Source organism: Streptomyces sp. NPDC049813, from assembly GCF_044465085.1.
GTDB lineage: Bacteria > Actinomycetota > Actinomycetes > Streptomycetales > Streptomycetaceae > Streptomyces.
In genome coordinates this window covers 63,088-75,248 of the sequence record NZ_JBITLI010000014.1, presented here as the reverse complement: position 1 = coordinate 75,248, position 12,161 = coordinate 63,088, and the positions used below count along the sequence as shown (strand labels likewise).

Sequence of the window (12,161 nt, the reverse complement as noted above, 5' to 3'; positions counted from 1 at the left end):
CGTATCCCTGGGATCCCGGGGACCCGCACGCACGAAGGAGTCACACACCGCGGGCTGCCCGCGCCGAGGCACGGTCGTCCGCCGCATGTGTACGCCGACCCGCCCACGAGGTCACCGGGATGTCCGCGTACGCGTCGTACGCACACGGGCAGTCGGCAGGTCTTCGGACTCGCGAGCACGTCCGTCCGGACCGGACGGGACACCTACTGGCCGTCGCTTCCCAGCCCCCTGTCTCGGGGGCCAGTGCGTATGACGGCGGTCGTTCTCGCTCACCGCTGCGGGGCAGTCCCGGATTCCCACCGGGTTCCCTCTTGCGACGCCCTGCCTGGCGGACAGGACGAACCGACTGCGGACGCCACCCTACGAGGCGGCGCCGGCCGACACCCGCACCGTCCAGGATCCGGATTGTGAGATGAGCCACGCAAGGGACGCCGCTGCTTCCGGACGGACCGCAGCCGGCACCCCGTCACTCCGCCCCGGACACGGGCAGCGCGGGCACGCCCGGCACCGCCGCGCCGGGATGAAACCCGGAGGGGGACGCAGTCTGGTCGAGGGCACGTTGGCGGCACTCGGGAGCTGGGGGCTCGAACAAGGAGAGGAACTGCTCGACGCGCAGGAGAAGGCGGACCGGCCGGGTCGGGCTCAGCGCTGATCCCGAGGCGGGGTGGCGGAACGGGGAGGCCGGGCCCGGCCCGTCGCGGGGCCGGAACCGTGCGGGACGACCGTGAGCGGCTCAGCCGGACCGCTGCGGTGAGCGGAGCACGAGCAGAGTGATCTCGCTGGGTGCGAAGACGCGGAACGGCGGACCCCAGAAACCGGTGCCGCGGCTGGTGTAGAGGAGGGTGCGGGCGCCGTGCCGGCTGAGGCCCGCGAGAGCCGGCTGGTCGAGGCGGACCAGGTAGTGGAAGGGCCAGATCTGGCCGCCGTGCGTGTGGCCGGACAGCTGGAGATCGACGCCACCGGCTGCGGCCCGGTCGACGAACGTGGGCTGGTGCGCCAGGAGCAGCACGGGCAGCTCGGGATCGGCGCCTTGCAGGGCCCCGGCCAGATGCGCGCCGTGTCCGGCCAGCCCGGACGACTCGGCGGTGACGTCGTCCACACCGGCGACCACGAGGGTGTCACCACCGCGTTCCAGCAGCAGATGGCGGTTGCGCAGCGGCTCCCAGCCCAGCTCGTCCATGAGGTCGACCCAGCCCTGGGCCTCGCTGTAGTACTCGTGGTTGCCGGTGACGTAGACCCGGGCCCGGGAGGCCCGGACGGTCCCGAGCGGGGCGGCCTGGGGGCGGCGGCGGCCGGCCGTACCGTCGGCGATGTCGCCGGTGTGGCAGACCAGGTCGGCCTCCAGGGAGTTCACCCGCTCGCAGACCCGCGCGGACCAGCGGGCGCGGTCGAGCGGGCCGTAGTGCGTGTCCGTGATCAGGGCGACGCGCGTGCCGTCCAACCCGGCTCCCAGGCGCGGCAGCCGCACCTCCAGGTGGCGCACCCGCGGCACCCGGCGGGCCTCGGCGTACCCCCAGACGAGCAGCACGGCCGCCACACCGAGGATCGCCCATGTCACGGCGCGGGCCCGGTCCTGGCCCGTCCCGACGCCGCCCACGGCCAGGGCGAGCCGCAACAGGACGCCGAGGACGACGGACCAGGTGAACACCACCCAGCCCACGCCGAGCAGCGTGTCCCCGACGATCGCCGCCCGGTCCTGCTGGCGCCGGCCGTGGCCGCGCATCATGGCGAACGGCATGGTGATCAGGGCGAGTCCGCACAGCACGGTGCCGGTCAGCGTGACGGGCGTGGACCAGTGCTGACCGGCGTGGAACAGGACCCAGCACGGCACGCTCCACAACAGGACGGGCGCGACGAGCGGGATGAAGCGCATCACCCGTCGCAGCAGGCCCGGCAGGGTCTCCTGGACCGGGCTGTCGGGGGGCTGGGTCTCGCTGGTGTCGGTCACGCGTCCCCTCCTGGTACCACTGCTGCCGTCGCGCGCACCTTATCCGGTCGTCCGCCGGCGATCCGAGGGCGCCTACGGGCAGGCCCGGCCCGCACGGGCCCCGTAACGGGCCGCGTCACCCCGTCCGCGCGGCCATCTCCCACGGCAGGGCCGGGGAGATGTCGAAGGCCCAGTCCAGGCCGGTCATCCGCAGGACCCGCAAGACGCTCTCGTCGTCGGTGACGAGCCGCAGCCGCCCGCAGGCGGCGACGGCCCGGGTCCGGGCCCGGCACAGCGCGCCGAGCCCCGCGCAATCGACGAAGGTCACCGCGCGCAGGTCGAGCACGAGGTCGGGCAGCGGGTCGGCGGTCAGCACGTCGAGGCGAGCCGTGAGCCCGGGCACCACCGCCATGTCGATCTCCCCTTGCGGCGCGACCACGAGGGTGCCGCCGACGGAGTGTTCGGTGAGGCCGGAGGTGGTGTCCTCGTAGGTGAGCGTCATGGGACCCAGCCAACCCTGTGAGGGCTCTATTTTTATAGGGACACCAGGCCCCGATCATCGCTCTGGGGAGGGCCGTTCGGCCCCGGATCGAACGGGCGGGACACGGCCTTTTGAGACGCCTGCGCGGTACGGCAGCCGTCAGGGGTGCCCACCGCAGCCGCAGCCCGACATGGTCGCCCCCTCCTCGGGCGGCGGGGCCGCCGCCGCGGCACGTTCCACCGCCGCGAGCAGCCGGCGGCGTTCCTGCGGCGGGATCCACCGGCCGTCGACGACCACGCCATGGATACGGCGGGTGTGGCGGATGTCGGTCAGCGGATCGGCGTCGAGGACGAGCAGATCCGCGGCCTGCCCACGGGCCACCGTGCCGACGCCGGACAGGCCGAGGGTGCGGGCCCCCTCCTGCGTCGCCGCGCGCAGGACCTCGGCCGGGGACAGACCGGCCGAGACGAGCAACTCCAGCTCGTCATGGAGGGCGAAGCCCGGGACGAGGTACCCCGTGCCGGTGTCCGTACCGGCCGCCAGCCGCACCCCCTCGCCGTGCAGTTCGCGCACGAGGCGGAGCCGGTGCGCGAAGATCCCGCGCAACCGCTCGCGCTGCTCGGCGGTCCGCCCGCCGGTCAGCGCCGCCAGCTGGTCCGGCCAGCTCTCCACCTGCCAGGCGGGCAGATACTTCCACTCCTCCTCCCAGGACGGCACGTCGTCGGCCAGCTCCAGCGTGCGGTGCACAGTGAGCGTCGGGACGACGGCGGTCCCGTGGGCCGCGAGGCTCCGGAACAGGGCGTCCGCCCGGTCCCGGTCGTACCCCTGCACCGCCCGCCATTCGAGGGGATGCACCTGCTGGAACCAACTGTGGTAGCGGGAAAGGCTGCTGGGGTCGCCCGGATCGATCCGTACGGCGGCCAGAGCGCGCCGGATCTCCTTCTCGTGCCGCGACGTCGACAGGAGCAGCGCGTGCAGGTGCTCGATGCTCCGGTGACCGGCGGCGCTCGCCTCACTGATCGGTACGGTGTCGGGGCAGTGGCCGAGATGGGGGAGGCCTTGGCGGCGGGCCTCGTCCACGATCGCGAAGTAGGCCTCGCGGGACAGGCGGGAGTAGACCTTGACGAAGTCCGCCCCCTCGCGCTTGACCCGCCGCACGGCGCGCCGGGCCTCGGCCGCGTCCCGCACCTCGATGGTCGGGCCCACGTCGGCCGCCCACAGCGAGGGCGCCCCGTCGACGATGGGGCTGCCGATCACCCAGCGGGGGCCCAGCAGGGCGCCGCTGCGGATCTTCTCGCGCCACTCGGCGTGGACCGGCTGGCCCCGCATCTCCCGCACCGAGGTGACGCCGGCGAGGACGTAGAGCGCCGGGACCACCGCCTCCGGGCCGTCGCTGTGCGTGTGCGCCTCGACCAGTCCCGGCATCAGGTACTTGCCCGTCAGGTCGACCGTACGGGTGCCCGGGCGGAGCCGGGTGCGGGCGCTCGGGGCGAGTCCCGTGATGCGGCCGCCCTCGACGACGACCGTCATGTCGGGCGCCGGCGGGGCGCCCGACCCGTCGATCACGGTGACGTGGGTCAGCGCCAACGGGCCGGAACCGGGCCCGTGTTCGTCCCTTGCTCCGACCGCCTGCTCTCCGGCCGTCTCTGCTCCGGCCTCCGGTGGCCCGGCCGCGTGCGCCGCGCCCGTGGACGTCGTGCTCGCCAGCGCCGTCCCGGTCACGGCGGCGGCCCCGGCCAGGAATCCTCGTCGGTCCATGCGGCCGGGCGTCCCAACTGCTGTGCCAGTCATGCGGTTTCCCCTCTTGCGCGTCCTGTGTCCTGTGTCTTGTGTCCTGCGTGCGACGTCGCCGATCGTGTCGGCCGACCTCTACGACCATGACGGACGGCGAGCGACAGGACAGTGCGGCCAGACGGTGGGAGGGGGGTGGTGCTGGGCCCACCCGGGCCTCCCCGCCTGGCGGTTCGGCGCACCCCCGGCCTCCCCGCCGGGGGCGTGCGGCGTACCCCGGGCGCATGAGACGCGCCGGACCCCGGCTCGACACGTGCCGGAGGCCATCCGCGCGCGGAAAACGCAACGTCGACAAGGCCCACCGGAGCCGCTACCTTCACGTGGTCCTCGGCGACGGCCCGCACCCCGCAAGCAGAGAGAGACGCATGCCCCACCTTGCTCTGTACACGTTCGGCGTCCTGAAATCACCCCTCGTGGATCCCGGATCGCTCACGCGCGAGTTCTACGACATCGGCGCGGCCGTCTACGGGAAGATCAGTCAGCACCCCGGGTACCTGTCCCACGCCGAAGTGCGCAGCGGCGACCGGGGATTGCTCTTCGAGGCGGACTGGGGTGCCTGGGGAGGGTTCACCGTGCCGTCCTGGTACGGCAAGGGGCGGACCCGGGAGACCACCGCGCTGGCCGCGACCCTCTCGCTCTGGACCGACCCGCACTCCGCCTTCGACGCCATCTACACCGGTCTGCACCGACAGGCGCTGAACCGGCGCTACGACTGGTTCGAGCGGACCGGACACCCGAACTACGTGTTCTGGTGGGTCCCCGACGGCACGACGCCCACCTGGCAGGACGGCGTCTCCCGGGTGGAGCACCTCGGCGACCACGGTCCCGCGCCGCACGCCTTCACCTTCCACCACTCCTTCACCCCGGACGGCACGCCGTCCACGGTGAAGCCGGTCTCCCGCTGACCCGGCCGCTCAACCGCGGGCGTCCGCACCGGCGGTGGCGCACAGCCCGTCGATCACGATGCTGAGCATGCGTGCGGTGCTTTCGCGCCCGACCGGTTCGCCATCGGCCTGCCACAGGAACGACACCAGCAGCAGCACCTCGTCGGCGTGGGTCCCGGGCCGGAGCCGCCCGGCCGCCGCGCAGGCGGCGAGCACCTGCTCCAGCGCCCCGGCGACCGGCGGGCAGAAGCGGCTCCCGCGGGCCGCCGCCGCCACGGCCTGGGAGGCCGCGTGCCGGCCGTGGCCGTAGACGGCGAGCCGGTCGAGCCACAGGCGGAGCGCGTCCACGGGCGCGTGCTCCGCCAGCAGGCGCGGGGCCGCGTCGACGAGGGCGTCGACGTCCGCGCGGAACACGGCGAGGAGCAACGCCTCCCGGTTCGGAAAGTGCCGGTACATGGTTCCCTGGCCGACCCCGGCCGCCTTCGCGATCGACTGGAGGGTGGCGCCGGGGGAGCCGGTCAGGGTCGCGCTCGCCGTCTCGATGATGCGGGCGCGGTTGTCCTCGGCGTCCGCACGCCGGGGCCGCGGGCAGGCAAGGAGAGGGGTCGATCCGGGCCGGCCGGACGGTGTCCGCAGGCCGTCGCCGGAACCCGAACCCGGTGCGGCGCCGCCCCCGTCCGCGCGCGGGGCCCCGGCCGTCACGGGGCGGCGCGCACGAGGACGAGCGAACCGTGGTGGACCGGACGGCCGCGCAGTTGGCCGAACGCCTCGTCCCAGGCGCCCGATCCCAGCGCGCGGCGCAGCGAGATGTCGAACTCCTGGCGGGCGCCGTCGTCGAGGAAGCTCCAGGCCGAGCAGGCCCGCCGGGCCGCCGGGTCGAGGAGCAGCTCGGGGCGGCCGTAGTACGCCTCGTTGAAGTCGTCCGTGCAGTCCAGCGGCACGGGGACGGACTCGACGGTGGTGCGGCCGCCGAGCGCCGCCGTGATCCGGGCCAGGGGCGGGTAGCGGCGCGCCTCGGCCTCCAGCACCTCCGGCGCGTACTCGTAGAGCCAGAAGTCGCGGATCAGCGCGGGGTCGAACGTCAGCACGGCCACGGGCCCGCGTGTGACGCGGCGCATCTCGCGCAGCCCCGCGTCGATGTCGGACCAGTCCTGCACGCTCAGCAGCGCCATCGCCGCGTCGAACTGCCCGTCGGCGAAGGGCAGGTCCTCGGCGACGGCGTCGATGGCGGTGGCGAGTCGCGCGGGGCGCCGGGCCCGCATGGCCAGGGACGGCTCGACCGCGGTGATGGCGTGCGCGGTGCTCTCGTACGCGCCGGTGCCCGCACCGACGTTGAGGACGGTGCGCGCCTCGCGGAGGGACTGGGCGACGAGGTGGCCGATGCGCTCGTCGGGGCGGCGCGGCGGGACGTACGGACGGTCGAGTCCCCGGTGGCTGACGTCGCCACCGTCGAGGGTGCGCATGACCATGAGGGACCTCGCCTTCCGTGCCCGGCCGGAGTCGACGGCAGGCGCACCCCGGATATCACCTCCTATCTTGCATCTGCTGCGCTCAAGTGCAAAGAGGCCTGGCTAATGCTTGGCGGTTAGGCCAAATGGCGTGGCATATGCGGTAAAAGCATTGGAGGATGCGCCGATGCCGCGCGGGTGGGCCATGCGCAGGGGCCCGGCGCGCGGGGGTGCGGCTCTCCGCCGACGCCGCCCGGGGGCGTGCTCAGACGTCCTGCGCGCCAGGTCCACGCTCACCGCCGGAATCGCCGCCCCCGGCGTCGCGGCAGAGCAGCGCGGCCCGCAGGTCGAGGCGGTCGGTGAGCCGGGACAGGGTCCGGCCGGTGAGGTGTTCGATGCGCTGGACGCGGTAGTGGACGGTGTTGACGTGCAGGTGCAGTGCCTCGGCGGCGCGTGCCCAGGACCCGTCGCAGGCGAGGAAGGTGCGCAGGGTCTCCAGCAGCGCGGCGGCGGAGGCGTTGCGCGGCTCGGCCAACGGGCCCAGGACCGTGCGGCTGTAGGTGGCGCGGACCCGTGCCGGCACGCCGCCCAGGAGCGCGTCGAGGCTGCCGAGCGCCGCCGCGTCGGTGAGCAGGGCGGCCCCCGGCGCGGCCGACCGGGCGCAGGCGAGGGCGTACCGGGCTTCGGCCAGCGCCGCGGCGAGCCCGCCGGGGTCCGCGGCCGGGACGCCCGTCCCGCCGTGCAGCGGTTCGCCCGGCACGCCCCCGGCGACCAGTGGCCACACCCTGACGAACTCCTCCGGCGGAGCGCTGCGCGGCACGACCGCGAACGCGGTCCCCCCGGGCAGTCGCCCCAACGCGGCGGGGCCCCCACCGGTCCAGGCCAGCACCTCGGCCAGCGCCCCCACCGCCCACCCGGCCCGCCGGGATCCCGTGCGAACGGCGAAGACGCGGTACGGCCCTTCGGCCGGCAGTCCGCAGGCGCGCAGCTCCCGCTCGACACCCGTGGCGGCGCCGGAGCGGCGCTCGCCGCCCGCGTCCACGAGCAGCGCCCCCAGCCCGTCCGCGGCCTCTCGTGCCGCGGTCTCACGCCGGATGTACGCCTCCTGGCAGCGGCCCAGCACGGCCGCCACCTCCTGGAGCAGACGCGGCGGCGCCGCGTCGGGCTCGGGCAGGTGGAGACTCCAGCGCTCGTAGGGTGACGCGACGCCCGCTTCGACCGGGATCGAGGTGCCGCCGGCCGCGCCCGCCCCGCCGGCCCCCGCCCTCGGCGGGGCGGGGGCGTCCGCACCCGGCGTCGCCGCGACCGTCCGCCCGGCAGCCGTCCGGACGGCGGCCGCGGTCCCCGCCCGCGGCTGCGCGAAGGCGGCGGCGAGAATCTCCTGCGGCCCCGCGCCCTGGGCCAGGAGGCCGCCGAGCCGTGCCCGGAGGTGGTCGGGCAGCGCGTGGTGGCGGCTCAGCTCGCCCCACTGCTGGAGGTACACGGTCTCGGTGACGGCGCGGAACATCACGTGCCGGGGGACGCCCGCCAGGGGCAGGCGGTGCCGGACGCACGCCGCGACCAGCTCCTCCGGGACCGACCCGTGCGTCTCCTCGCCGGCCAGCAGGACGGCCGCGTCCACGCGCCGCAGCGCCCGCACGAACCGGTCCGCCTTCTCCTCGCCGCCGTCCGGGGTCCACCAGACGAGCCCGCTGAGCACGGCCTCACCCGCCCGAACGAAGCGGCCCGGGTCCTCCAGGTCGGTGACGGTCACTCCGCTGATCTCCCGGCCCAGCAGACCGGGCTCGGCCCACACCGGGCGCAGGCCCAGGCTCTGGTCGTCCAGGAGGTGTTCGACGTGCATGTGTTCCGGCCCCTCGTACGGTCGCCGGGCGATGAAGGAACCCCGGCATCCCGCATTCACCAGGTGAAAGCGAGATATCGCATCGTAAGTGCAAGGTGAGCGGAGGTGAACGCCCCCTGGTTGAATCACCAAAGACCCCGGCCCGAACGCCGGTGATTCCGTGTGGCGCACCAGTCGTCCCGGCCGGGCACGCGTTGCTTCACTGGCGGCCATGGACCTGAACACCGTGACGGAGATCCGGGACGCCAGGGTGCCCGCGCCCTGGCGGCCGGGCGACGCCTGGCTGGGCGGCGGCACCTATCTCTTCTCCGAACCGCAGCCGCACCTGCGCCGCCTCGTGGACCTCAGCCGCACCGGCTGGACCCCGGTCGCACAGCACGCCGACGGCTCCCTGGAGACCGCCGCCACCTGCACGATCGCGCAACTGTCACGCTTCGCACGCACGTTGACGGCACCCGCGGCCCCGCTCTTCGAGCAGTGCTGCCGCGCCTTCCTCGCCTCGTTCAAGATCTGGAACATGGCCACGGTCGGCGGCAACCTCTGCAACGCACTCCCGGCGGGCCCGATGATCTCGCTGACGGCCGCGCTCGACGGCGTGTGCCTGCTGCGCTCCCAGAACGGCGCGCTCCGCCGGGTGCGCGTCAGCGACTTCGTCACCGGCGCCGGCCGCAAGGACCTCGCGGAGGGCGAACTGCTGCGCTCGGTGACCCTGCCCGCCCGGTCCCTTGCCTGTCGTACGGCGTTCCGGCAGGCGTCGCTGTACGGGCTCGGCCGGTCCGGCGCGCTGGTGATCGGCGTCCTGGACCCGGCCGACGGCTCGTTCGCGATCACCGTCACGGCGGCGACCGTCCGGCCGGTGCGGCTCTGGTTCCCGCTGCCGCCCGACGCCGCCACGCTGCGGGCCGCACTCGACGCGGCAGTCGCGGACGACGAGTGGTTCGACGACATCCACGGGCTGCCCGCGTGGCGGCGCCACATGACACTCCTGCACGCCGAGGAGATCCGCCGCGAACTGCGGCCAGAGAAAGGGGCGGCGCGATGAAGATCGAGGTCAACGGCCGTACGCACGAGGAGGACCCGCGGTCCGGGCAATGCCTGCGCACCTACCTGCGCGAGCGCGGCTGGTTCGGCGTGAAGAAGGGCTGCGACGCGGGGGACTGCGGCGCCTGCACCGTCCACGTGGACGGCGCACCCGTGCACAGCTGCCTCTACCCCGCCTTCCGCGCCGACGGGCGGACGGTGACCACCGTCGAGGGACTGGCGTCCACCGACGGCGAACTCCACCCCGTACAGCAGAAGTTCCTCGACGCACAAGGATTCCAGTGCGGGTTCTGCACGGCCGGATTCCTGATGACGACGGCGGCCCTGGACGAGGAGCAACAGGCCGACCTGCCCCGCGCGTTCAAGGGAAACCTGTGCCGCTGCACCGGCTATCGCGCCATCGAGGACGCCGTCCGCGGGGTCAAGCACGTCGAAGCCCCCTGCGCGGGCGAGGCCGTCGGCCGCAACCTTCCCGCCCCGGCCGGGCCCCAGGTCGTCACCGGCACCGCCCGCTACACCTTCGACATCGACGTCCCGGGCCTGCTCCACATGAAGCTGCTGCGCTCCCCGCACGCCCACGCCCGCATCGTCGCCGTCGACACCGCCGCCGCGCTGCGGGTACCCGGCGTCCACGCCGTGCTGACCCACCACGACGCCCCCGAGCGGCACTTCTCCACCGCACGCCACGAACACCCCACCGAGGACCCGGACGACACCCGCGTCCTCGACGACACCGTCCGCTACATCGGTCAGCGAGTCGCCGCCGTCGTCGCCGACAGCGAGGCCGCCGCGGAGGAGGGCTGCCGCCGCGTCGAGATCACGTACGACGTGCTCCCCGCGGTCCTCGACCCGGAGGAGGCGATGCGCCCCGGCGCCCCCGTCGTCCACGACAAGGACCCGGCGACGGCCCGCATCGCCCGCCCGCGCGACAACGTCGTCGGCGAGGCGCACGGCGAGACCGGCGACATCGAGGCCGGCTTCGCCGCGGCCGACGCCGTCCACGAGGCCACCTACCGCACCCAGCGCGTGCAGCACGCGAGCCTGGAGACCCACGGCGCCGTCGCCTGGTTCGACGAGGACGACCGCCTCACCGTGCGCACCAGCTCACAGACGCCGTTCCTGACCCGCCGGGCCCTGTGCGCCCTGTACGACCTGCCGCAGGACAAGGTGCGGGTCGTCGCGGGCCGGGTCGGCGGCGGCTTCGGCGGCAAGCAGGAGATGCTCGTCGAGGACGTCGTGGCCCTCGCCGTGCTGCGGCTGCGCCGCCCGGTGAGACTGGAGTACACCCGCGCCGAGCAGTTCTACGGCGCCACCACCCGCCACCCCTTCACCATCCACGTCAAGGCGGGCGCGCGCCGCGACGGCACGCTCACCGCCCTCCAGCTGCGGGTGGTGTCCAACACCGGCGCGTACGGCAACCACGGCCCCGCCGTCATGTTCCACAGCGTCGGCGAGTCCATGGCCGTGTACCGCGCCGCGCACAAGAAGGTCGACGCGTACTCCGTCTACACGCACACCGTCCCGGCCGGGGCCTTCCGCGGCTACGGCCTCGGCCAGGTGACGTTCGCCGTCGAGTCCGCCTTCGACGAACTCGCCCGCCGACTCGGCCTCGACCCGCTGGAGTTCAAGGCCCGCAACGTCATCGCGGCGGGGGAGGCGATGGTCACCCCCGGCGGGCACGAGGAGGACCTGCACATCGCCAGCTACGGCCTGGACCAGTGCCTCTCCGTCGTGCGCCGCGCCCGGTCCGCGTACCGGGACGACCCCGCCCCCGACGGCTGGCTGGTCGGCGAGGGCGCCGCCCTCGCGATGATCGCCACCGGGCCGCCCGGTGGCCACATCGCCGACGCCAGGGCGACGCTGCTGCCCGACGGCTCCTTCGACCTCGCCGTCGGCACGGCCGAGTTCGGCAACGGCACCACTACCGTCCACCGGCAGATCGCCGCCGGCGAACTCGCCACCACCGTCGACCGGATCACCGTCCGCCAGTCCGACACCGACGTCGTCCGGCACGACACCGGAGCCTTCGCCTCCACCGGGACGGTCGTCGCCGGCAAGGCCACGCTGCGCGCCTCCCGCGCCCTGGCCGACCTGCTCCTCGACTTCGCCGCCGCCCAGTTGCGCGTCGCGCGCGCCGACTGCCGCCTCGTCGAGGAAGCGGTCGTGCACCCGGGCGGCCGCCTCCTCCTCAAGGAGCTGTACGCGGCCGCGCGCGCCGTCGGCGTCGACTGCACGGCCGACGGCCGCTTCGGCGGGACGCCCCGCTCGGTCGCCTTCAACGCGCAGTGGTTCAAAGTCGCCGTGGACCCCGGCAGCGGCGAGATCCGCATCCTGCGCAGCGTGCACGCGGCCGACGCGGGCCAGGTCATGAATCCGATGCAGTGCCGCGGCCAGGTCGAGGGCGGCGTCGCGCAGGCACTCGGCGCCACCCTCTTCGAGAACGTACGCCTGGACGAGCGCGGCAAGGTCTCCACCGCCGCCTTCCGCCGCTACCGCCTTCCCCAGTACGCCGATGTCCCGCGCACCGAGGTCCACTTCACCGAGACGACGGACACCATCGGCCCGCTCGGCGCCAAGTCGATGAGCGAGAGCCCCTTCAACCCGGTGGCGCCCGCGCTCGCCAACGCCCTGCGCGACGCGACGGGCATCCGCTTCACGGAGGTCCCCCTGACCCGGGACCGGGTCTGGCTGGCGCTGGCGGAGCGCGCCGCGGAGGGTCCCTGATCTCGCCGCGGGTGCGGAGACG

The 12,161-nt window shown here is 74.3% G+C and carries 9 protein-coding genes and 1 riboswitch; of the genes, 3 read left to right on the top strand and 6 right to left on the bottom strand.

Going from position 1 to position 12,161, the window contains the following annotated elements; translation table 11 throughout:
• Nucleotides 1–136: 136 nt before the first annotated feature.
• A riboswitch (cobalamin riboswitch) is annotated at nucleotides 137–362 on the bottom strand.
• A gap of 371 nt (nucleotides 363–733) precedes the next feature.
• The 3 genes from ACIBW6_RS26240 to ACIBW6_RS26230 form a co-directional block, all read right to left on the bottom strand.
• Nucleotides 734–1,948, bottom strand: a complete 1,215-nt coding sequence (locus ACIBW6_RS26240; RefSeq protein ID WP_399063681.1) for a metallophosphoesterase — start codon at nucleotides 1,946–1,948, stop codon at nucleotides 734–736.
• Nucleotides 1,949–2,063: 115 nt separating this feature from the next.
• On the bottom strand, nucleotides 2,064–2,429 hold the full coding sequence (locus ACIBW6_RS26235; RefSeq protein ID WP_399063680.1) for an STAS domain-containing protein: 366 nt from the start codon (nucleotides 2,427–2,429) through the stop codon (nucleotides 2,064–2,066).
• 138 nt (nucleotides 2,430–2,567) lie between these two features.
• Entirely contained in the window at nucleotides 2,568–4,166 is a 1,599-nt protein-coding gene (locus tag ACIBW6_RS26230) for an amidohydrolase family protein (RefSeq protein WP_399063678.1), read from the bottom strand.
• A gap of 398 nt (nucleotides 4,167–4,564) precedes the next feature.
• On the opposite strand from ACIBW6_RS26230, the gene ACIBW6_RS26225 reads away from it, so the two are divergent.
• Nucleotides 4,565–5,104, top strand: coding sequence for a DUF3291 domain-containing protein (locus ACIBW6_RS26225; protein ID WP_399063676.1), 540 nt, complete (start codon nucleotides 4,565–4,567; stop codon nucleotides 5,102–5,104).
• Between the two features lie 9 nt (nucleotides 5,105–5,113).
• Here ACIBW6_RS26225 and ACIBW6_RS26220 read toward each other — a convergent pair whose 3' ends face one another.
• The 3 genes from ACIBW6_RS26220 to ACIBW6_RS26210 all read right to left on the bottom strand — a co-directional run bounded on the left by ACIBW6_RS26220 (nucleotide 5,114) and on the right by ACIBW6_RS26210 (nucleotide 8,374).
• On the bottom strand, nucleotides 5,114–5,785 hold the full coding sequence (locus ACIBW6_RS26220; protein WP_399063674.1) for a TetR/AcrR family transcriptional regulator: 672 nt from the start codon (nucleotides 5,783–5,785) through the stop codon (nucleotides 5,114–5,116).
• Complete coding sequence (locus ACIBW6_RS26215; protein ID WP_399063673.1) at nucleotides 5,782–6,552, bottom strand: class I SAM-dependent methyltransferase; 771 nt, start codon at nucleotides 6,550–6,552, stop codon at nucleotides 5,782–5,784. Before ACIBW6_RS26215 ends, ACIBW6_RS26220 begins: the two co-directional genes overlap by 4 nt.
• 244 nt (nucleotides 6,553–6,796) lie before the next feature.
• A complete protein-coding gene (locus ACIBW6_RS26210) occupies nucleotides 6,797–8,374 on the bottom strand; it encodes a PucR family transcriptional regulator (protein WP_399063671.1) in 1,578 nt (525 codons plus the stop codon).
• Between the two features lie 211 nt (nucleotides 8,375–8,585).
• Here ACIBW6_RS26210 and ACIBW6_RS26205 point away from each other — a divergent pair, with 211 nt between their 5' ends.
• Nucleotides 8,586–9,416 (top strand): FAD binding domain-containing protein, encoded by an 831-nt coding sequence (locus tag ACIBW6_RS26205; RefSeq protein ID WP_399063669.1) that lies wholly within the window; start codon nucleotides 8,586–8,588, stop codon nucleotides 9,414–9,416.
• Nucleotides 9,413–12,139 carry a molybdopterin-dependent oxidoreductase gene (locus ACIBW6_RS26200; protein WP_399063667.1) on the top strand — a complete coding sequence of 909 codons (2,727 nt, stop codon included), beginning with the start codon at nucleotides 9,413–9,415 and terminating at the stop codon, nucleotides 12,137–12,139. The genes ACIBW6_RS26205 and ACIBW6_RS26200 overlap by 4 nt, the downstream gene beginning before the upstream one ends.
• Nucleotides 12,140–12,161 lie beyond the last annotated feature (22 nt).

What these genes read in the sequence shown, in the direction of transcription:
- ACIBW6_RS26235 (WP_399063680.1), bottom strand. Translation starts at nt 2,429, where the DNA reads ATGACGCTCACCTACGAGGACACCACCTCCGGCCTCACCGAACACTCC.
- ACIBW6_RS26230 (WP_399063678.1), bottom strand. Translation starts at nt 4,166, where the DNA reads ATGGACCGACGAGGATTCCTGGCCGGGGCCGCCGCCGTGACCGGGACG.
- ACIBW6_RS26225 (WP_399063676.1), top strand. Translation starts at nt 4,565, where the DNA reads ATGCCCCACCTTGCTCTGTACACGTTCGGCGTCCTGAAATCACCCCTC.
- ACIBW6_RS26215 (WP_399063673.1), bottom strand. Translation starts at nt 6,552, where the DNA reads ATGGTCATGCGCACCCTCGACGGTGGCGACGTCAGCCACCGGGGACTC.
- ACIBW6_RS26210 (WP_399063671.1), bottom strand. Translation starts at nt 8,374, where the DNA reads ATGCACGTCGAACACCTCCTGGACGACCAGAGCCTGGGCCTGCGCCCG.
- ACIBW6_RS26205 (WP_399063669.1), top strand. Translation starts at nt 8,586, where the DNA reads ATGGACCTGAACACCGTGACGGAGATCCGGGACGCCAGGGTGCCCGCG.
- ACIBW6_RS26200 (WP_399063667.1), top strand. Translation starts at nt 9,413, where the DNA reads ATGAAGATCGAGGTCAACGGCCGTACGCACGAGGAGGACCCGCGGTCC.